At 62.2% G+C, this 20,089-nt stretch carries 15 protein-coding genes and 2 pseudogenes; 7 read left to right on the plus strand and 10 right to left on the minus strand.

Going from position 1 to position 20,089, the window contains the following annotated elements:
- The 3 genes and pseudogenes from NP945_RS00005 to NP945_RS00015 form a co-directional block, all read right to left on the minus strand.
- A pseudogene (locus NP945_RS00005) lies at positions 1-158 on the minus strand (IS5/IS1182 family transposase); the annotation flags it as partial.
- A 124-nt stretch (positions 159-282) separates the two neighbouring features.
- Entirely contained in the window at positions 283-3,366 is a 3,084-nt protein-coding gene (locus NP945_RS00010) for an efflux RND transporter permease subunit (RefSeq protein WP_127272041.1), read from the minus strand.
- On the minus strand, positions 3,363-4,691 hold the full coding sequence (locus NP945_RS00015; RefSeq protein ID WP_127382765.1) for an efflux RND transporter periplasmic adaptor subunit: 1,329 nt from the start codon (positions 4,689-4,691) through the stop codon (positions 3,363-3,365). The genes NP945_RS00010 and NP945_RS00015 overlap by 4 nt, the downstream gene beginning before the upstream one ends.
- Before the next feature lie 145 nt (positions 4,692-4,836).
- Here NP945_RS00015 and NP945_RS00020 point away from each other — a divergent pair, with 145 nt between their 5' ends.
- Together NP945_RS00020 and NP945_RS00025 are read left to right on the plus strand one after the other, a co-directional pair.
- Positions 4,837-5,370, plus strand: coding sequence for a TetR/AcrR family transcriptional regulator (locus tag NP945_RS00020; RefSeq protein WP_023811021.1), 534 nt, complete (start codon positions 4,837-4,839; stop codon positions 5,368-5,370).
- A 7-nt stretch (positions 5,371-5,377) separates the two neighbouring features.
- Positions 5,378-5,604 (plus strand): annotated as a pseudogene (locus NP945_RS00025) (SDR family oxidoreductase); the annotation flags it as partial.
- 15 nt (positions 5,605-5,619) lie between these two features.
- Here NP945_RS00025 and NP945_RS00030 read toward each other — a convergent pair.
- The 6 genes from NP945_RS00030 to NP945_RS00055 form a co-directional block, all read right to left on the minus strand.
- Positions 5,620-7,299 carry an ABC transporter ATP-binding protein gene (locus NP945_RS00030; protein ID WP_256745239.1) on the minus strand — a complete coding sequence of 560 codons (1,680 nt, stop codon included), beginning with the start codon at positions 7,297-7,299 and terminating at the stop codon, positions 5,620-5,622.
- Position 7,300: 1 nt separating this feature from the next.
- The gene (locus NP945_RS00035) at positions 7,301-8,152 is read right to left on the minus strand and encodes an ABC transporter permease (protein ID WP_256745240.1); all 852 of its coding nucleotides are present in this window, start codon (positions 8,150-8,152) and stop codon (positions 7,301-7,303) included.
- Positions 8,149-9,087, minus strand: a complete 939-nt coding sequence (locus tag NP945_RS00040; RefSeq protein ID WP_256745241.1) for an ABC transporter permease — start codon at positions 9,085-9,087, stop codon at positions 8,149-8,151. Before NP945_RS00040 ends, NP945_RS00035 begins: the two co-directional genes overlap by 4 nt.
- A gap of 73 nt (positions 9,088-9,160) precedes the next feature.
- Positions 9,161-10,693: an ABC transporter substrate-binding protein gene (locus NP945_RS00045; RefSeq protein WP_256745242.1), complete on the minus strand. Its 1,533-nt coding sequence runs from the start codon at positions 10,691-10,693 to the stop codon at positions 9,161-9,163.
- Between the two features lie 74 nt (positions 10,694-10,767).
- Positions 10,768-12,210 carry an amidase gene (locus NP945_RS00050; protein WP_256745243.1) on the minus strand — a complete coding sequence of 481 codons (1,443 nt, stop codon included), beginning with the start codon at positions 12,208-12,210 and terminating at the stop codon, positions 10,768-10,770.
- A gap of 46 nt (positions 12,211-12,256) precedes the next feature.
- Positions 12,257-13,159 (minus strand): MurR/RpiR family transcriptional regulator, encoded by a 903-nt coding sequence (locus NP945_RS00055; RefSeq protein ID WP_256745244.1) that lies wholly within the window; start codon positions 13,157-13,159, stop codon positions 12,257-12,259.
- Between the two features lie 428 nt (positions 13,160-13,587).
- Here NP945_RS00055 and NP945_RS00060 point away from each other — a divergent pair, with 428 nt between their 5' ends.
- The 5 genes from NP945_RS00060 to NP945_RS00080 all read left to right on the plus strand — a co-directional run bounded on the left by NP945_RS00060 (position 13,588) and on the right by NP945_RS00080 (position 18,842).
- Positions 13,588-14,916: an NAD(P)H-dependent oxidoreductase gene (locus NP945_RS00060; RefSeq protein ID WP_127267166.1), complete on the plus strand. Its 1,329-nt coding sequence runs from the start codon at positions 13,588-13,590 to the stop codon at positions 14,914-14,916.
- Positions 14,917-14,918: 2 nt separating this feature from the next.
- Positions 14,919-15,947, plus strand: a complete 1,029-nt coding sequence (locus NP945_RS00065; protein ID WP_127267165.1) for a thiamine pyrophosphate-dependent dehydrogenase E1 component subunit alpha — start codon at positions 14,919-14,921, stop codon at positions 15,945-15,947.
- Positions 15,947-16,945: an alpha-ketoacid dehydrogenase subunit beta gene (locus tag NP945_RS00070; protein WP_256745245.1), complete on the plus strand. Its 999-nt coding sequence runs from the start codon at positions 15,947-15,949 to the stop codon at positions 16,943-16,945. The genes NP945_RS00065 and NP945_RS00070 overlap by 1 nt, the downstream gene beginning before the upstream one ends.
- A gap of 3 nt (positions 16,946-16,948) precedes the next feature.
- Positions 16,949-18,358 (plus strand): pyruvate dehydrogenase complex dihydrolipoamide acetyltransferase, encoded by a 1,410-nt coding sequence (locus tag NP945_RS00075; protein ID WP_127321724.1) that lies wholly within the window; start codon positions 16,949-16,951, stop codon positions 18,356-18,358.
- Between the two features lie 115 nt (positions 18,359-18,473).
- On the plus strand, positions 18,474-18,842 hold the full coding sequence (locus NP945_RS00080) for a hypothetical protein (protein ID WP_127271283.1): 369 nt from the start codon (positions 18,474-18,476) through the stop codon (positions 18,840-18,842).
- Positions 18,843-18,871: 29 nt separating this feature from the next.
- Here NP945_RS00080 and NP945_RS00085 read toward each other — a convergent pair whose 3' ends face one another.
- Complete coding sequence (locus NP945_RS00085; RefSeq protein ID WP_256745246.1) at positions 18,872-19,843, minus strand: sugar-binding transcriptional regulator; 972 nt, start codon at positions 19,841-19,843, stop codon at positions 18,872-18,874.
- Positions 19,844-20,089: the final 246 nt, after the last annotated feature.

Here is a 20,089-nt window from a genome sequence, read left to right on the forward strand (position 1 = left end):
CGGCCATTGTCGGGGCAATACAGCGGCGCGGTCAGATCGTGGATGAAGGTGAAATCGATCACACGGTCGATCTTGCGCAAAAGGTGATCGGCAGGAACCAACTGATCCAGCATCACCATCTCGAGCGCGGTCTGTTCAGGGGCGGGTCGCTTCAACATGACCCAGTGAATCAAAAACCCCCAGCAAATGCCAGGGGTTTGTCAGCAGTCTGAGAGGCCGGAAAGTTTCCGGCCTCTTTTCTTTTGCATTTGTCCTGCGCATTTCCGGGCAGGAAGCCCCACCCTAGCTCGGCAGTGCCGGCATCAGCTTGGGATCCGGCTTCTCCGCCAAATGAGGCAGGTCCTTGCTGGCGATGAAGGTGTAGAACATGGGCACGACGAAGAGCGTGAACAGGGTTCCGACCAGGATGCCGGTGAAGATGACCAGGCCCATCGAATAGCGGGCCGCGGCACCAGCGCCGCTGGACGTGATCAGCGGCACCACGCCGAGCGCCATCGCCGCTGTCGTCATCAGGATCGGCCGCAGGCGCACCTTGGCCGAGGCGATGATCGCGTCGCGCCGCCGCATGCCATGCTTTTCACGCTGCTGGTTGGCGAACTCGACCAGCAGGATGCCGTGCTTGGTGATCAGACCGATCAGTGTGATCAGGCCGACCTGCGTGTAGATGTTGAGCGTGCCGAGGCCCAGATTGAGCGGCACGATCGCGCCGAAGATCGACAGCGGCACCGCCATCATGATGATCAGGGGGTCGCGAAAGCTTTCAAACTGCGCCGCCAGCACCAGATAGATGACGACAACGGCCGCCGCGAAAGCGATCAGGATGGTGTTGCCCTGTTCCTTTTCCTGCCGCGATTGACCGGAATAGTCGAGGAAGAAGGTGTCGGGCAGGCTCTCCTTGGCGATGTCCTCCAGCGCCTTCAGCCCGTCGCCGGTGGTGACGCCGGGCAGCGGGAGCGCCGAAATCGTCGACGAATTCAGTTGGTTGAACTGCTCGATTGCCGCCGGCGCCGCATTGTTCGAAATCTTGACCACCGCCGAGAGCGGCACCATCTCGCCCGTCACGCTGCGCACGAAGTATTCGCCGAGCTTATCGGGGTTGTCGCGAAACTCCTGCGGCACCTGCGGGATGATGTCGTAGCTGTTGGAGTCACGGTCGAACTGCGCCACTTCGGCGCCGCCGACCAGCAAGGTCAGCGTGCGGCCGATATCGGCGATCGGCAGGTTCAACGCCGCGGCGCGATCACGGTCGATGGTCACCGTCACCTCTGGTGCGTCATAGGCCATCGAATTCTGCACGACGATGAAGCGGCCGGAGGCTTGCGCCTTGTTCTTGATCTGCTCGGCCACCTCGTACACTTCCGAGGAAGCGCCGGTCGATCGCACCACCATGGAAATGGGCAGGCCGCCACCAGAGCCGGGCAGCGTCGGCGGCGCGAAGACGAAGGCCTCGACGCCGGCCACTTTGGCGATACGGGCCGTGATGTCGGCCTGCAGTTCCTTCGAATTGCGCTTGCGTTCCGCCCAATCCTTGAAGGCATAGCCGACGAAGGCGCTGTTTGTCGTGCCGCCGAAGGCGACGGCCGAGAACTGCGCCCGTGTTTCGGGAATATCCTTCACCAGGCCGAGGATCTGGTTGACGTATGTCTCGGTGTAATCGGAGGTCGCATAACGCGGCCCTGTCACAATCGAGAGCAGAAAGCCCTGGTCCTCTTCCGGCGCCAGTTCGCTCGAGGTCTTGGTGAACATGAAGCCGGTGACGCCGACAAGCGCAAGCACGATGATCAGCGTCAATGGGCGATAATTGAGCGACCCGGTGACGGCGCGTTCATAGACATGCTCGACGCGCGCGAAGGCGCCGTCGACAATGCGCTGGAAACGGCCCGGCGTGCCGGACTTCAGGAGGCGTGCCGACATCATCGGGGTGATGGTGATGGCGATGACGCCCGACAGCACCACTGAGCCGGCGAGCGTGACTGCGAATTCACGGAACAATGCGCCGGTCAGGCCGCCGGTGAAGGCCAGCGGCGCGAACACGGCGGCCAGTGTCATGGTCATGGCAATGATGGCCGACGATATTTCGCGCATACCGCTGAACGCGGCCTGCATCGGCGACATGTGGTCTTCTTCCATATGGCGATGGATGTTCTCCACCACCACGATGGCGTCGTCGACGACCAGGCCGATCGCCAGCACCATGGCCAGCAGCGACAGCAGGTTGATCGAATAGCCCACCGCAAACAAAAGGAAACAGACGCCGATCAGCGACAACGGGATGGTGATGATCGGCATCATCACCGACCGGAAGGAGCCAAGGAACAGAAGGATGACGACGATGACGATGGCAACCGCCTCGGCGATGGTCTTGAACACCTCTTCGATCGAAGCGCTGATCTGCCCGGTCGCGTCGTAGACGACCTCGATCGTCATGCCTTTCGGCAGCGTCTCCTGAATCTGCGGCACCAGCTTGGTGAGCGCCGCCGCCGTGGTCAGCGGATTGGCCGCCGGCGTCGGGAAGATGGCGAGGAAGGTGCCGGGTTTGCCGTTGAACGAGACCCGGGTGTCGGTGTTCTCGGCCGCGAGTTCGACGCGAGCCACGTCGCGCAACCGCACCACATTGCCGTCAGTCGAGCGCAGCGGCAGCTCGGCGAATGCCTCCGGCGTCTGCAATGTCGAGCGCACGGTGATCGAGGAAACGACATACTCGTTCTGGGTGTTGCCGGGCGCCGACAGGAAGTTGGAATTGTTGATCGCCGTCAGCAGTTCGGAGGCCGTCACGCCGCGCGCGGCAAGCTTGACCGGATCGATCCAGACGCGCATCGAGTATTCCTGGGCGCCGAAGATCTGCACGTCGGCGACGCCTTCGACCGTCGACATGCGCGGCCTGATGACGCGCTCGATATACTCGGTCAGCTGCTCCTTCGTCATGTTCGGGTTCTGCATCGAGATGTACATCATCGCGAACTGCTGGCCGGTGCCCTTGACGATGACAGGGTCCTTCGATGCGTCCGGCAAGGTGCCGCGCACGCCCTGGACCTTGGACAGGACTTCGGTCAGCGCGACGTCGGGGTTCGAGCCGAGCTTCATCTGCACGGTCACGGTGCTGGAGGACGGGCGGCTGGACGAGGTGACGTAGTCGATGTTTTCGGTCGAGGCGACGGCGCGGGCGATCGGGGCGGAAATGAAGCCCTGGATCAGATCGGCGCTGGCGCCTGGATAGGCCGTCGTGATGGTGATCGCGGTTTCGTCGACCTTCGGATACTGCCGGATCGACAGGTTGAAGATGCCCTGGAAACCCAGGAGCAGGATCATGCAGGCAAGGACCGTCGAAAGAACAGGCCGGCGAATGAAGAGATCTGAAAAGCTCATTGCTGTTCGGCCTGCTTGTTCGCCGATTTGGTCGGGTCGATGGTGTTGTCCACAACGACGGACATGCCGTTGAAGAGGCGGTTCTGGCCGGCGGTGACGACCTCGTCGCCGGCCTTCAGCCCCTCGACGATCTCGACCATGCCTTGATTGCGGCGGCCGGGCTTGACGAACACCTGCGACAGCACGAGCGCGGGCTTGTCACCTTCCGCCGCCGGCTTGGCCGGATCGGCAGCCTTGTCGGTTGGTTTTGCCGCATCGGCGGCAGGCTTGGCTGCATCAGCCGCCGGCTTCATGGCATCGGCCGGCTTGGTGTCCGCAGGCTTGGCTTCCGCCGATTTGTCGGCTGACGGCGCGGCGGGTTTTTCCTCCGGCTTGGCTGGGGCCGCCTCGGCAGGCTTGGCCGGCTGCACCACGAAGATGTAGTCGCCATAGAGGCTTGTCGTCAGCGCCGTCTGCGGCAGGGTCAGCACGTTCTGCTCTTCGGGCAGCTCGACACGCACCTGCACGAACTGGCCGGGGGTCAGCTTGCCATCGGGATTGGCGACTTCCGCCCGGATGTTCACCAGCCGGCTGGACGAGTCGATCTTCGGGTCGATGCCGCGAATGGCGCCTGCGAATGGCCTGTCCTCACCGCCAAGGCCCAATCGAATCGTCTGGCCGATCTTGAGCAAGGCGAGTTGCTGTTCGGGAACCGAGAAATCGACCCGCATCGTGTCGAGGTCCTGCAATGTCACCACGGCGGTGCCGGGCGCCAGATACTGGCCGATATCGATTTTCGGAATGCCCACCGTGCCGCCGAAAGGCGCCGTCAGCTGCTTCTGTTCGAGTACGGCCTGCAGCTTGGTGACCTGAGATGCCGAGGCCGAGGCCGCCGCACGCGCCGTGTCCAGCGTCGAGTCGGAGCCGACGCCACGCCTGGTCAGTTCAATGGCGCGGGCCAGCGAGGTCTGGTCGAGCGCGGCCTGCGCTTTCTGTGCGTCGAGATCGGCGCGCTCGACGGCGTCATCGAGCTGCAGCAGAACCGCATTGTCGGCCACCTTCTGGTTGGCATGGAAAAGGATGTCCTTGACGATCCCGGTGGTCTCGACCGTCAGGTCAACACCACGCACAGCCCTGACCGTACCGATCGCCTCGACGCCTGGCGTCCAGGCCGAAGGCTTGGCGATGGTCGTCGAAACGGTTGCCGCCGGCGGCTTCATCGATGCGAAGTACTGCTTGATGCCGTTGTCGCGCAGGAAGTTGAAGCCGACGATGCCGCCGACCACAACGACGAGCAGAGCCAGAACCAGAACAATGATAAAAATACGGAGTATGCGCTTGAACAAGGAAGTCCCCTCAGTCGAAATCCGGCGCGAAGCGCGGATATCGGGACACATATCGACTGCGGGTCCCGATTTCAAATAATGGCGGTCTTCCTGTACCGTCTGGACGGTCTTGTCAATTGGGCCTAAGCTTGCGATGGGAGGCCCCATGAGAGCCCAAAGACCGAATTCGCGCGAGAAGATTCTCGCCGCGGCGGCTGATGTTGCCCGGGAATCCGGACCAGGCAGCCTGTCGCTGGATGCCGTAGCCAGCCGTGCCGGCGTGTCGAAGGGAGGGCTCCTCTACAATTTCCCGACCAAGGCCAAATTGATGCAAGGTTTGGTCGAAGGCTATCTGCGTGAGTTCGAGCACGCACTGGAAGCCGCCCGCACAAATGACAAGGACGAAAATCCCCTGGCTGTCTACATCAGGCTGTCAGCCAATGATTGCGAGGAAAAGCAGCCGTCGGCGTCCTGGATTTTCTCGGCCATCGCCGAGGATCCCGATTTCATGATGCCGATAAAGACCTTCAAGAGGCAGCTTTTCGAGCGGCTGAAAGGTGAGACGCCGGATCTCAAATCGCTGTTGATCTGCTATCTCGCCATCGAGGGATTGCGCAGCATGAACCTCTTCGATTCGGATGTTCTGTCGAAAGATGAGCGAGAGCTTCTGGTATCGTCCCTGCTCGAGATCGCCAAATAGGCGTCGCCCACCCTATGTCTGGACCCCACTGGTCGAAAAGGCAGATTCCCGACACCATGAAGGCGCGCGGCATGACCGAGGAACAGGTCAAGCACGATGTGCTGCTCGCAGCCGACCAAGGAATTCGTCACCGTCGATGAGCTTGCTGCGTTGACGCTGTTCCTGTGTTCGGACGCGGCCAGGCAGATCACCGGCACGACCTTACCGATGGAGGGCGGCTGGACGGCACAGTAGCCCGGCCCCGAAGGCTCAGCATTTGCTTCCGGCGGCCAGTAGCGGGGTGTCTCCTGGTTGGATTCCGCTGCTCGTTCGACGCGAGAGTTTCGGGATAGCGGCGATCAACTCTTGGGTATAGGCCTGCTGCGGACGATCCAGAACATCTTCCGTATTGCCATACTCAACCAGCTTGCCGTGCTGCATGACCGCAACGTGCTCGCAGAGATAACGCACCACGCCCAGATCATGGGAAATCAGGATCAGCGTCAGCGACAATTCGCGGCGCAGCCGCGCAAACAGGCCGAGCACCTGGGCCTGGATGGTGACGTCAAGAGCGGAGGTGACCTCATCGGCGATCAAAATCTCCGGCTCCAGCGCCAGGGCTCTGGCGATGCCGACGCGCTGCCGCTGGCCGCCGGAAAGCTGCGTGGTGCGTCGGTCCAGCAACTGGCGCGGCAATTCCACTTTTTCCATCAGCTCGCGGATCCGCTCCGGGATGTCTCTTTCCGGGCAGATGTTCTGTTGCCGCAGCGGTTCGGCCAGAGTTCGCGCAACCGTAAACGCCGGGTTGAGGGACATGAACGGGTCCTGGAACACCATCTGCAGTTTGCGAACCTGCTCCGGTCGGCGCTGCCTTAGCGCGCGATCGAGCGATTGGCCGTCCACCTCGATCTCTCCTTGTTCCGGCTGCACCAGGCCTGCAATGGCCCGGGCTATGGTGCTCTTGCCGGAACCGGACTCGCCGACGATCCCCAGTGCCCCACCGCGCCGCAATGCCAGCGAAACATTGTCGACCGCGCGCACGATCTGCGGCGGCTTGCGTGTCGCCCAGGCTGCAAGGCTCTGCCCTGGGTAGAAGTTCACGCACAGGTTCTTCACCAGGAGATGCGGTTCCGTCGCCACGGGGCATGCATGCGTGGTCGGCTTCATTAGCGAGGGTTGGGAAGCGATCAGGCGCTTCGTGTATTCATGGGCGGGGTCACGCAGGATCTGATCGACCGAGCCGATTTCCAGCACCGCGCCGTCCTTCATGACGACGACGCGGTCGCACATTTCCGCGATCACGCCAAGGTCGTGAGAGACCAGAATGACCGACAGCTTGCGTTCACGCCGGATGCCGCGGAGCAGGTCGAGTATCTGAGCTTGCACCGTCACATCAAGTGCCGTCGTGGGTTCGTCGGCAATCAGCAGTTTCGGTTCGCAGGCAAGGGCCGCCGCAATCATCACCCGCTGACGCATGCCACCGGATAGCTCGTGAGGATAGGCGCCCGCGCGCCTTGGCGCGTCCTTGATGTGCATGTCTTCGAGCAGTCCGACCGCCCGCGCATTGGCCTGCCGCCAGGATATGCCCTGATGGACCACCATCGCTTCGCCCACCTGACGCCCGACCGTCATGATCGGATCAAGATGCGTCGACGGGTTCTGGAAGATCATCGCCGCTTGCCCGCCACGCAGCTGGCCCAGTTCGGCATCCTTCATGGCGAGGACATCGCTGCCCTCGAACATGATCCGGCCCGACTTTACCAGTGCGTTGCCGGCAATCAGCTTGAGGATGGCTCTGCAGGCCACCGTCTTGCCCGATCCGGATTCACCGACGATCCCAAGGACCTCTCCTGCTTTTAGTGAAAAGCTGACGCCGCGCAGGGCGTGGACGTCGCCAAAATTGGTGGCGAAGTCGATGGTGAGGTTCTCGACGCTGACGAGGTCGCTCATCTCAGGATTCCGTGTTCAGGAGGCGGGCGAGACCATCAGCGGTCAACGAGAGGCCCAGCGCCAGAAGGCAGATGGCGATGCCTGGGAAGATCGCAATCCACCATGCGGTCGTCAGATACGTCTGCCCGTCCGCGATCATGGCGCCCCATTCGGGCGTTGGCGGTTGTACGCCGAGGCCGAGAAAACCCAATGATGATCCGAGCACGATGGCCAGCACGGCATCGGTCATGACGAAGACGATCGATGGGACGATGGCATTCGGCAGGATGTGGAACAGCATGATGCGCAAATGCCCAAAACCCATGCCACGTGCCGCCAGCACGAAATCGACGCCGCGCAGCACCAGCGCCTGGCTCCGCACAAGTCGCGCATAGCTGACCCAGTTCACCAAGGTGAGCGAGATGAAGTAGCTCTTGAGGCCGGGCCCCAGCACGGCCACGATGGCGATCACGAGGACGAAATAGGGAAATGATACGGTGACCTCGAGGATGCGCATCAGCGCCGCATCGATCCGGCCACCCAGATAGCCGGCGATAAGGCCGATGATCGTCCCCAGGATGATCGGACCAACGACGCCAAAGAAGGCCATGGCGAGATCGTAGCGTGCGGCAAACAGTGTTCGCGCCATGACATCGCGGCCGATGGCGTCGGTGCCAAACCAATGCTCGGCGCCAGGTGGTTTCAGCGCCTGCATCACATCGACCTTGATCGGGTCGAAACTGGTCAGCACTGGCGCCAAAATGGCCACGACGATCCAGGCCAAGGTGATGGCGCCGCCAATGATCAAGGTTGCCGGCATCGTCCGGATACGCGCCATGGCCAAGGAGCCGCTGCCCTGCATCACATCGCTCATAATTCCACCCTTGGGTCGAGAATGGCGGTCAAGACATCGACGGCAAAATTCGAAATGACGACACCTACGGCAAGCAGCAGGGCCACTGCCTGGACGACGAACTGGTCGTGAGTGAGAACGCCGCGGATGAGCAGGTTGCCGAGCCCTGGAATGTTGAAGACATTTTCGACAACGACCGTTCCGCCGATCAGGAAGGCGACCACGACGCCCAGCAGATTGACTGTCGGCAACAGGGAATTCCAGAACACATGCCGGGAAAAGATGTAGCTTTCCGGCAGGCCCCTGGAGCGGCAGGCGATCGCGTAATCCTTGTCCAACTGCTGAATGAAGGTCGCGCGCAGATTGCGCGCGAGGATCGGCGTCACCCCGATGCCGATCGTCAGGGCCGGCAGGAACAGATGCCACAGATTGTTGAAAAAGGTCGGCCCGTAACCGGATACGGGGAAGATCTTCAGCCGCAGGCAGAAGCCCATGATCAGCAGCAGGCCGACAAAGTAGGACGGCACGCCGACGCCCGCGACGCAGACGAGACGGATGAGGTGATCGATCCACCGTCCGCGCTGCCGGGCAGCGGTGACCGCGAGCGCGAATGTCAACAGCAGCGAGATCACGAGGCCATAGAGGATCAAGAAAACCGTCGGCGCGATCCGTGCCGCGATGACGCCGCTGACGGGACCCCGGAAGGCGATCGACTGACCGAAATCGCCGCGCAGGCAATTCAGCACGTAGTAGAAATACTGCACGGGAATGGGCTGATCGAGACCGTATCGCGCCCGCACGAATTCGATCGCCTCCTGACTGGCCTTGGGGCCAAGCATGAGGCGAACCGGATCGCCGGGTGTCATTTGCAGCAGCAGGAAGGTGATCACACTGATACCCAGCAGCACGGGGATCAACTGTATCGGCCGCCTGAGCACGAAGGAGAATCGATTCATGGTCGGGATCCTGGTGTCAAATCGATGCGAGACGGGGAAGAAGTGTCTCGTCCCGCCTCGCATCCTGTGCCGATCAATCCAGGCTGGTCCCGCCGATGGACGAGAATTGCAGGCCGACGTTCAGGACCAACCCTTTCACGCTCGGAGCGTAGGCGTTGAGCCACGTCGGGTGATAGAGCGCCACCTGCGCCACCTCGTCCACCACGGTCTTCTGGATCTGGGCATAGAGCTCGGCCCGTTTGGCATTGTCCGCCTCACCCGAGGCTTCATCGATCAGCTTGTTGATCGTTTCGTTGTTGTAGCGGGTGTAGTAGGACTTGTTGTCGCCCGCGCCCCAGACGCACCAGCGCAATGCGTTGTCGGGATCTCGCGTCTCGTTGTACCACCAGTTCATTTCCGCCTGGTACTCGCCATCGGCGAGGCGGGTCCATGCCTGGGTTGAATCGATCTTGGCAATGTTGACGGTGATGCCGACTTCCGCCAGCTGCGCCTGGATCAGCACCGCCGCCTTTTCCTCGTCGGCACTTCCGGCATTCTGGATGAGTTCGAAACTGGCTCCGGTCTTGCCGGACTCGGCCAGCAGGGCCTTGGCCTTTTCGACGTCTCGGGCAATGACCGGCAGCGATTTGTCGAAGAAATCGAGCGTCGGGCTCATGATGGAACTCGCCGGCGTGCCGAGACCCAGCGTCACCGCGGCATTGATGGCCGTGCGGTCGATGCCGTAGCTGACGGCCTGGCGGAATTTGAGGTCGTTGAAGGGTTCTGCCGAATGGTTGATCAGCATGTCATAGGTGGTGCTCGAAGGTTCAGGGTCGGCGCGGAAGCCGGCGGCCTTCAACTCGGCCATGCGCGGCGCTGGAACGGCGAGGCAGACGTCGAGTTCGCCCGCCTGCAACATCGAGACCCTGGTGTTGTCATCCGGGACATAGCGGAATTCGACGCCGTCGATCTTGGGCTCGCCTTTGCGGTAATAGTGCTCGTTGCGGCCAAGGACCACGCGGTCTCCCGGCTTCAATTCGACGAATTTGAACGGCCCTGATGTGACCGGCGCCTTGGCGAAAGCGTCGTCTCCCATTTTCTCGACCGCTGCCTTCGGCACAATGCCGGTATTCCAGATTTCGGTCAGCGTCAGGAAGGGCGTGAATTTGCGATCGAGCGTCATCACCACTGTCCTGGCGTCCTTTGCCTCGATCTTGGTCAGTGGCTGGAACGGCGCCGCATAGGCGGAATCCTTCTGGAAGCGCATGCGGTTCCAGCTGAACGCCACGTCCTCGGCCGTGATCGGCGACCCATCGGAAAATTTGGCCTCGCGCAGGTGGAAGGTATAGGTCTTGCCGTCATCCGCGATGCCCCAGCTCTCGGCAAGGCCCGGGCCGACTTCGGTGCGATCGGCATTGGCATGCAGCAGGCGTGCATACATCATGCCCTGGATAAGGATATCGGCTCCATAAGTGGTTTTGATCGGGTCCAGGGTGAGAACCTCGGCCCCATAGGCCATACGCAGTATCTTGCTGCCGCCAGCGTTGGCTCGAAGCAATGTGGCCGGCAATGTCGCGATGCTGAAGCCGGCAAACGCCGCACTTTTGAGGAATACTCTGCGGTCCATGACAATCTCCCATTTTCGTTGATGATGTTCCCGGGGCGGTTCCATGCTTGTTGGTTCAAGCAGTCCTTGTTGGTTCAAGCAGTCTTGGTGATGTGGGTAGGTGGTTTGCGCTGGTGCCAGGCGTAGTCGGCTTCAAGCACCGCACCCAACCGCAGCAGCAGATCGTCGCGTCCGAACGCGGCGACAAACTGCACTCCGATCGGCAGGCCGTTTTGCGTCCAGCCGAGCGGCAGGGATATCGCCGGCGATCCGGTGCCGTTGAAGAGCGCGCTGAACGTCTCCTTCGGCGCCAGATCCTCGAACACCGTGTCGATGTCGCGGCCAGGACGATCCGGGTCGTGCGTGCCGAGCAACTCCGGCGAGATCGCGCAAGTCGGCGTCACCAGCACGTCATGGACGGCCAGGAATTCGCCAACCGTCCGCGTGATCCGGTCATACACCGCGAGAGCCGCGATCAGGCTTGCCGCATCGAGCGTTCGGCCATGGCGGTAGACGGCAAGTGTCGTCTGCTGCAGGCTGGCTTCATCGATCGGCCGCCGCAGCAGGCCCGCCAACTCGTCGAGCGACTGCGCCGTAGAAGCTGCCCAGATCACTTTCTGTGCCGCCAGATAGCGCTCATAATCGAACACGGGCCCGGCTTCGACGACCTTGTGGCCAAGTTGCTCCAGCCTCTTGCCCACTTCGAGGACTGCCGCCTTCACCTCGGGGTCGAACGGATAGCCGGACCAGGACGTTGTGCACAGGGCAATGCGCAAAGCCTTGGGTGGCGTCTTGATCGCCTGGGCATAGCTGGTGGTCGGAGGGACGATCTCATAGCTGTCGCCGGGAAGCGCACCAGAACCCAGATCAAGCAAAGCCGCCGTGTCGCGGATCGAGCGTGTCAGCATGAATGAAATGGCGAGACCCAGCATTGGCGCATTCGATTCCGGCGCGCCGCTGATCCGGCCACGGGACGGCTTCAGGCCGACGACCCCGCAAAAGGCGGCGGGGGTGCGAATGGAGCCGCCACCGTCGGCGCCTTGCGCGAAGGGAACGATGCCGGCGGCAACGGCCGCGGCTGCGCCGCCGCTCGATCCCGAAACACCCCTGCTGGTATCCCAGGGATTGCGTGTCGCACCATAGAGAGAGGATTCGGTTGCCGCCGCTATGCCGAATTCCGACGTGGTGGTACGCCCGATATTGGCAAGGCCGCCGGATCGCATTTTCACCCAGAAGGCGTGATCGTCGCCGCAAATGAAACCCTTGGCGAGAACGCTGCCGAACTCTCCCGGCCGGCCGGCTTCGATAGGGAAATCCTTGGTCAATGTCGGCATGCCGTGGAAAGGTGCGGGTCCGGGAACATCGCCCAGCCCCTCGATCGCATCGGCATAGGTTTCGATCACGGCATTGAGCTGCGGATTGACCGCGGCGATCCCTGAAAGGATGCAGTTACCCAGTTCGCGTGGCGTAACTTCCCGATTGCGCAGGAGCTCGGCCAGACCGACGCCGTCATAGGCGGCGTATTCCGTCAACTTCATGCGCCTGCCCTGACTGTCCACGGTTTCAGCAACGGGTGATGCCTCGTCATTCTTCGCCCTCTTCCTCTTTGATGTGCCGTGCGACGCGCCGTGGCGGTTTGTGGAAGGTTCGCAGGATCCCGGCGATATCCTCCAGCTCATTCATCCGCGTCTCAGCCGATTTGCCGAGTTTCTCGGCAACGGAATGCGTGAGGAGGTTCAGAACCGAACTTATCGCGGCCGTCGAATCCCAGTACAGGTCGACGCGCGTCGATACTTCGAGCGCCAGTTTTGTGTATTCAGATGCCCAATGGCTGTATTTGTCGGTAACGATGATCAGAGGAATCTTTCGGCGCTTGATCTGGGCGCACAGCCGAAAGCTCATCGCTGCGTATTCCGCCGTGTCGATCAGCAGCACGCAAGAATTTTCGCCGCTATCGGTGAGTATTTCCGAGAACGTGCCGCCCAAACCTTCGGCAAAGCGGACACCGCTCCGCACCCAGCGCAGACGTGTCGCGAAATCGAGCCCCAGTCCCTTCACCGCCTGGAAGCTGACGCAGTTCACGCGGTCGCAGGTGCTCAGCAGATGAACGATTTCGGACCACATCTCGCCCTGGGCAAGGCCATAGGCCGCGGCCAAGGCCTGCTGCTCCATCTCCAGGCTGCGAGCCAACCGCTCCTGCTTCTCGCCGCCGATGCGAAAACGCAACTCAGCACTGTCCAGGCCTGGGCTTGTGACTTTCGGCGCGGAGCGCAGGCCACGCTTCATTTCCTTGAGGTCGGTGTAGCCGAGACGCCGCACGAAACGGGTAACGCTTGCCTCGCTTACGCCGGCGCCGGCGGCAATGGTGGCGCCAGTTTCAAAGGGAATGTCATGGATGTTGGCGAGCAGGTATCGCGCGATTGCCTGCTCGGTCCGGGCGAAATCCAGCCAACCCTCACGCAACCTGGCTTCCAGCGCGCTGGCCACCTCGGTCTCACCGGAAACAGTCTTCTCGCCAGGCGTTTTCATCTTCATCGGCCGCAACGTCCCTTGGCAGACCTATTTGGAACAGACCGGAAAAGGCCACCCCAGGAAGCGCAGTTCATTTCCAGTTCATGACGCGACGCTAGCACGCGAGAACACGCTGTGAAAGATAAATTTTACAATCTAATATTTCGGTACTTTTATTTCACGACCGGCCGTAATCGCAAAAAAGCGTTCCGCGCTGGCTCCGCCTGCGAGCGAACCTGTCTTCGCGCGCCGTGCGGTTCGCGGCTTCGTTTTCGTCCATGGTTCGGGCTGCCGGGAAAGTGGTTTTAAGCACGACAATCTGGACATTAGTCTTGACAGAAATACAGATGTTCAATACCCGTCAGGCAATCGAACAAGCCTGCATTATGGGAGGAACGAGCGGTATGGCTTCCAATGTTTCGTTGACGGGCCTTGCCCGCGATCTCGAGGAACGCGCCAAGTCGGGCAAGCCTATCCGCATCGGCCTGATCGGCTCGGGCGAGATGGGAACTGACATCGTCACTCGTGTCGCCCATATGTCGGGCATCGAGATCGGCGCCATTTCCGAACTGAACCTGCCTGCCGCCAGCAAGGCCGTCGATATCGCCTTCCAGGAAACCGGGCATGCGCGCGAGGTGTCGAACGCGTCGGCGATGACGGCGGCGATGGAAGCCGGCAAGGTGGCGGTCACCAACGATGCCAGCCTTGTCATCAACAATGATCTGATCGACGTCGTCATCGACGCCACCGGGGTTCCCGCCGTCGGCGCCGAGATCGGGCTGCGCGCCATGGAACATGGCAAGCATCTGGTGATGATGAATGTCGAGGCCGACGTCACCATCGGCGCCTATCTGAAGAGCGAGGCCGACCGGCTCGGCGTCACCTATTCGCTGGGCGCCGGCGATGAGCCGTCCTCCTGCATGGAGCTGATCGAGTTCGTTTCGGCCATGGGGCATCCGATCGTTGCCGCCGGCAAGGGCAAGAACAACCCGCTCAACATCGACGCCATTCCCCCAGACTATGAGGAGGAAGCCAAGCGCCGGCACATGAATGTGCGGATGCTGGTCGAATTCGTCGACGGCTCCAAGACCATGGTCGAGATGGCGGCGATCGCCAATGCCACCGGCCTGGTTCCAGACAAGGCCGGCATGCATGGCCCGGCGGCCACGCTTGGCGAACTGTCCAAGGTGCTGGTGCCGCAGAAGGATGGCGGCGTGCTGTCGAGGGTCGGCGTCGTCGACTATTCGATCGGCAAGGGTGTCGCGCCCGGCGTCTTCGTCGTTGCCGACATGTCGCATCCGCGCATCTCCGAGCGCATGGAAGATTTGAAGATGGGCAAAGGCCCGTACTTCACTTTCCATCGTCCCTATCACCTGACCTCGCTCGAAGTGCCGCTGACCTGCGCGCGCGTCGTGCTCTACGGCAAGGCCGACATGGTGCCGCTGGCCAAACCGGTGGCCGAAGTCGCCGCCGTGGCCAAGAAGGACATGAAGCCCGGCGAGAAGCTCGATGCGATCGGTGAATATTGCTACCGCGCCTGGATCATGACGACGCCGGAGGCGCGCGCCGCCAAGGCCATTCCCTGCGGCCTGCTGCAGGGCGGCTCGGTCACCGCGCCGATCAAGAAGGGCGAGCTCATAACCTACGCGAATGCAGCGCCCGCGGCGGGCTCCAAGATCGCCGAACTGCGCGCCCGCCAGGACAAGCTCGTCTATGGGTCCGTGGGAGCGTGATCATGGCCACAGCCAGCAAAGCCGTCACTGACAGTCGCGCCAATCTGCCCTTCGTCTACCGCCAGTACAGCGCCGAGCAGCTCAGGGAGGTGCTCCACAAGATGTACCTGATCCGCCGCTTCGAAGAGGGCGCGGAGGAGTGCTACACGCGCGGTCTCATCCACGGCACCATGCATTTGTCGATCGGCCAGGAAGCCAGCGCCATGGGCATCTGCATGCCGCTTGCCGAGGATGACCAGATCACCTCGACGCATCGCGGTCATGGCCACTGCATTGCCAAGGGTGCCGAGGTCAAGCGCATGTTCGCCGAGTTCTTCGGCAAGACCACAGGCTATTGCAAGGGCCGTGGCGGCTCGATGCACATCGCCGATGTCGGCAAGGGCAATCTCGGCGCCAATGGCATCGTCGGTGGCGGTATCCCGATCGCCGTCGGGGCGGCATTGTCCTCCAAGATGATGAAGACCGGCAAGGTCGTGGTCTCGTTCTTCGGCGACGGCGCCAACAATGAAGGCGCTTTCCACGAGGCGCTCAACATGGCGGCGGTCTGGAAGCTGCCCGTCATTTTCGTCTGCGAGAACAATGGCTACGGCATGTCGACATCGACAGCCCGCTCGACCGCGGTCAAGAACATCGCCGAGCGCGCCGCCGCCTATTCGATGCCGGGCGTCATCGTCAACGGCAACATCTTCTCCGAGGTCGCCGAGGCGTCTCATCAGGCTATCGCCCGAGCCCGCGCCGGCGAAGGGCCGACGCTGATCGAGTCCAAGACCTACCGCCATCGCGGCCATTCCAAGAGCGACCGCAACCGCTATCGCACCAAGGAAGAGATCGAGGACTGGATGTCGAACCGCGATCCGATCACCCTGTTCGAAAGCGAGCTCAGGGAATTCGGCTTCATCGACGACAAGGGCATCGAGGCCATTCGCGATGCCGTGGCGCAAGAGATCGCCGAGGGCATCGAGTTCGCCAAGGCGAGCCCATCGCCCGATATCAGCGAGACCGGAAATTACGTGTATACGGAGCAGGCGTGATGGACGCGATGGTGCGTGAACTGAGCTACGCCCAGGCGATCCAGGAAGCCATGGCGATCGCCATGGACATGGACGAACGTGTCTTCCTGATGGGCGAGGATATCGGTGTCTATGGCGGCGCCTTCCAGGTCACCGGCGACCTGGTCGAACGTTACGGCGCTGACCGCGTCATCGACACGCCGATTTCGGAACTGGGCGGCGCGGGCGTCGCGGTGGGGGCTGCCCTCACCGGCATGCGGCCGATCTTCGAGTTCCAGTTTTCCGATTTCGCCACGCTTGCCATGGAGCAGATCGTCAACCAGGCGGCCAAGATGCGCTTCATGCTGGGCGGCGAGGTTTCGGTTCCCGTGGTGATGCGCTTTCCCGCCGGTTCCGGCACCGGTGCGGCGGCTCAGCACAGCCAGAGCCTCGAGGCCTGGCTCGGCCATGTGCCGGGTCTGAAAGTCATCCAGCCGGCGACCCCCCATGATGCCAAAGGCATGCTTTTGGCGGCGGTCGCCGATCCCGATCCGGTCATGATCTTCGAGCACAAGCTGCTCTACAAGATGAAGGGGCCGGTGCCCGAAGGCTATTACACCGTGCCGATCGGCAAGGCCGATATCCGCCGCGAGGGCCAGGATCTCACCATCGTCGCCACCTCGATCATGGTGCAGAAGGCGCTCGACGCGGCTGCCGCGCTGGAGAGCGAAGGCATCGACGTCGAAGTCGTCGATCTCCGCACCATCCGGCCGATGGACAAGCAGACCGTCATCGACAGTGTCAAGAAGACGTCGCGGCTGATGTGTGTCTACGAAGCGGTCAAGACGCTGGGCATCGGCGCCGAGGTCAGCGCCATGATCGCCGAGAGCGAAGCGTTCGATTATCTCGATGCGCCGATCGTGCGGCTGGGCGGCGCTGAAACGCCGATCCCCTATAATCCGGAGCTCGAGAAGGCGACGGTGCCGCAAATTCCCGACATCATCACCGCTGCGCGTGACCTCGTGAAAGGGGTTCGCTGAGAAATGCCGACCGAAGTCATTCTTCCCAAGGTCGACATGGACATGGCGACCGGACAGATCTCGCGTTGGTTCGCCGAGGAAGGCGCGCACGTCAAGAAGGGCGATGTGCTGTTCGAGATCGAGACCGACAAGGCGGCGATGGAAATCGACGCGCCGGCCAGCGGCGTGCTGCGCGACGTCACCGGCAAGGAAGGTGTCGATATTGCGGTCGGTGCAGCTGTTGCATGGATCTATGCCGACGGTGAAAGCTATGCGCCAAATTCCCCCCTCAAGGGGGAGATGTCGACGAAGTCGAGAGAGGGGGTTGCCTCAGGAGGCACCCCTGTACCGTCGAGCCCAGTCGAACCGACCCCACCCGACCGGCCTGCGGCCGGCCACCCTCCCCTCGAGGGGGAGGGGAAAGCCCGCGCGACACCTTTGGCCAGGCGCCTAGCCCGCGAGGCTGGCCTGAACCTCTCAACCGTATCCGGCACAGGCCCATACGGCCGTGTTGTAAAAGCCGATATCGACGCCGCACTTTCCTCCCTCCTCGAGGGGGAGGTGTCCGCGAAGCGGACGGAGGGGGTCGCCTCAGGAGGCGCCGCCCAATTCAGCACCGCCCTGGCGCCGACACCGGTCGAAGCGACCCCACCCGACCGGCCTGTGGCCGGCCACCCTCCCCTCAAGGGGGAGGGTGACGTGCTGCGTCTGTTCGAACAGGGCTCCTACGAACTCGTCCCGCATGACAATATGCGCAAGACCATTGCGCGGCGCCTGGTCGAGGCCAAGACCACCATCCCGCATTTCTACCTGACGCTCGATTGCGAACTCGATGCGCTGCTGGCGCTGCGCACGCAGATCAATGCGGCTGCCCCGGTGAAGAAGACCGACAAGGGCGAGGCGCCGGCCTACAAGCTGTCGGTCAACGACATGGTGATCAAGGCGATGGCGATGGCACTGAAGGCGGTGCCGGATGCCAATGCCTCATGGACCGAAAGCGCCATGGTCAAGCACAAGCACGCCGATGTCGGCGTTGCCGTGTCGATCCCGGGCGGGCTGATCACGCCGATTATCCGCAAGGCCGACGAAAAGACGCTGTCCACCATTTCCAACGAGATGAAGGACCTGGCCAGCCGCGCGCGCAGCCGCAAGCTGAAGCCGGAAGAGTATCAGGGCGGCACCACGGCGGTGTCCAACCTCGGCATGTTCGGCATCAAGGATTTTGCTGCCGTCATCAACCCGCCGCATGCGACCATCCTGGCGGTCGGCGCCGGCGAGGAGCGGGCGGTGGTCAAGAACGGCGAGATCAAGATCGCCACGGTGATGTCGGTGACGCTGTCGACCGATCACCGCGCCGTCGACGGCGCGCTTGGGGCTGAACTGCTGGTCGCCTTCAAGAACCTCCTTGAAAATCCGATGGGCCTGCTGGTCTGATCCATCAAGCAGAAGCCGGCGCCGAATGATGCGCCGGCTTACGACAGAAACGACTTGTCACGCGCCGACCCTTGACCCATGTTCTATCTGGATTGCGATCCAGGGAGGCCAAAATATGCCTGCATTCGACCCGTCTGACGTCAAAACCCTGTTCGGCAAGGTCATGGGCGCGTCGCCATCCGACATCAAGCTGGTGGCGCAGCGACTGCACGACCACGCCTTCGAGCCGCGCATGTCGGCGGACGAGACCAGGCAGCTCGTCGCCAGCCTCGGCTATGACAGCCTGGACGCGTTCTGCGCCGACATCGGCTTGCCCACGCACATCGCCGAGCGGTGGAGCCGTTTCGGCGTTTCCGGCGAGATGAAGCAGGTGTTCACGCTGTTGGCGGCGCAGCGCAAGCGGGTGGCCGAGGCGGTCGCCGAATTCGAATCCATGACCCATGTCGGTGTCGAGGATTTTTTGCGCGAGCGCGGGCTCATTTAGCGGGAAACACGGGAGCCAGTCGGATCGGCTCAGCCGCCCTTGGCAAGCAGCGCCGTGGCGGTATCGCTGTCGGTGATCAGCACGTTGGTGTCTACGGCTTTCAGCGCGGCGAGGATCGCCGCGACCTTGCGCTTGCCGCCCGCGGCGAGGACGACATTAGGCACGTTGCTGACCACATCGAGATCGATGGCCATGACGCGGCTGTTGACCTCGTGGTCGACCAGCCCGCCGGCGGCATCGACGAAATAGCACAGCATGTTGGCGACCGCGCCCTTCGCTTTCAGCGGAGCGATCAGCGATGACGGCACGATGCCGTGCCGGAAGATGGTGGCGTCCGGCGACATGTCGCCGACGGTGAGCAGCGCGATGTCGGCGGCGGCCGCGCGTTGGCGCACATCCTGCAGGGTCGGCTGTGCCCAGAGGAGATCGCGCAGCGAGGAATTGTCGACCGTCACCGGCGCGGTGATCTGGTAGCTGTCGACCTCGAAGACGTCTGCGACCTTGGCTGCGACAATCGATGGATTGATCCATTGCGAGTGCGGCAGGCTGCCGACGAGCGCCACCACGCAGGCACGCTTCAGCTGCCGGCGGGCAAGGAAGCCGAGGCTGGCATGCAGGGTCGCGCCGCCACCGATCGCCAGCGTCATGCCGTCCTGCATCTGCTCGCCGAGATAGGCCGCGACGGCATGGCCGATGGCCTTCTCCAGATGGTCATGCCCCGACGGCGTCGGGATGACGACGGCGGCGTTCAGACCCCAGCGCTTTTCCAGTTCCCGCTCGAGCGCCACCTGTCCGGCGGCCGGCGCGTTGATCATGGTGACGACAATGCCCTCGGCGGTGCAGGAGGCCAGCGTACGCATGACCTTCACCCTGGAGACATCGAGCTTTTCGGCGATCTGTTCCTGGGTGAAACCTTCGACATAGTAGAGCCATGCCGTCTTGACGTTAAGGTCCGACGAGACCATCGGCAGGCGAGCCTGTCTGGGTTTTTCTGTGGTCATCGGTTCCTGTCCCTCATGAGCCGTGGCCTGCCCGGTGCTCATCAGGAAACACCGGCGGGATGTCAATTGATGCCGATCGCCGGCGCGTCGATTGTCGCATAGTTCTGTTCATTTGTAATTGACATCGTACATATGAACATATTTTGTGGGTTTCACGCGCTGTGTCATCCACCAGTCATATGCGCCGTGCAGGGAGGAAGAGACGGGGAGCCGGCCAGAGCCGGACCGGTCATGCACAGAAAGACA

It is taken from the genome of Mesorhizobium sp. LMG17149 (assembly GCF_024518695.1).
GTDB lineage: Bacteria > Pseudomonadota > Alphaproteobacteria > Rhizobiales > Rhizobiaceae > Mesorhizobium.

Bases quoted from the DNA above. Each gene is read 5' to 3' on its own strand.
- NP945_RS00045 (WP_256745242.1), bottom strand. From the start codon at position 10,693: ATGGACCGCAGAGTATTCCTCAAAAGTGCGGCGTTTGCCGGCTTCAGC.
- NP945_RS00065 (WP_127267165.1), top strand. From the start codon at position 14,919: ATGGCCACAGCCAGCAAAGCCGTCACTGACAGTCGCGCCAATCTGCCC.
- NP945_RS00060 (WP_127267166.1), top strand. From the start codon at position 13,588: ATGGCTTCCAATGTTTCGTTGACGGGCCTTGCCCGCGATCTCGAGGAA.
- NP945_RS00010 (WP_127272041.1), bottom strand. From the start codon at position 3,366: ATGAGCTTTTCAGATCTCTTCATTCGCCGGCCTGTTCTTTCGACGGTC.
- NP945_RS00080 (WP_127271283.1), top strand. From the start codon at position 18,474: ATGCCTGCATTCGACCCGTCTGACGTCAAAACCCTGTTCGGCAAGGTC.
- NP945_RS00040 (WP_256745241.1), bottom strand. From the start codon at position 9,087: ATGAATCGATTCTCCTTCGTGCTCAGGCGGCCGATACAGTTGATCCCC.
- NP945_RS00050 (WP_256745243.1), bottom strand. From the start codon at position 12,210: ATGAAGTTGACGGAATACGCCGCCTATGACGGCGTCGGTCTGGCCGAG.
- NP945_RS00020 (WP_023811021.1), top strand. From the start codon at position 4,837: ATGAGAGCCCAAAGACCGAATTCGCGCGAGAAGATTCTCGCCGCGGCG.
- NP945_RS00070 (WP_256745245.1), top strand. From the start codon at position 15,947: ATGGACGCGATGGTGCGTGAACTGAGCTACGCCCAGGCGATCCAGGAA.
- NP945_RS00075 (WP_127321724.1), top strand. From the start codon at position 16,949: ATGCCGACCGAAGTCATTCTTCCCAAGGTCGACATGGACATGGCGACC.
- NP945_RS00085 (WP_256745246.1), bottom strand. From the start codon at position 19,843: ATGACCACAGAAAAACCCAGACAGGCTCGCCTGCCGATGGTCTCGTCG.
- NP945_RS00035 (WP_256745240.1), bottom strand. From the start codon at position 8,152: ATGAGCGATGTGATGCAGGGCAGCGGCTCCTTGGCCATGGCGCGTATC.
- NP945_RS00030 (WP_256745239.1), bottom strand. From the start codon at position 7,299: ATGAGCGACCTCGTCAGCGTCGAGAACCTCACCATCGACTTCGCCACC.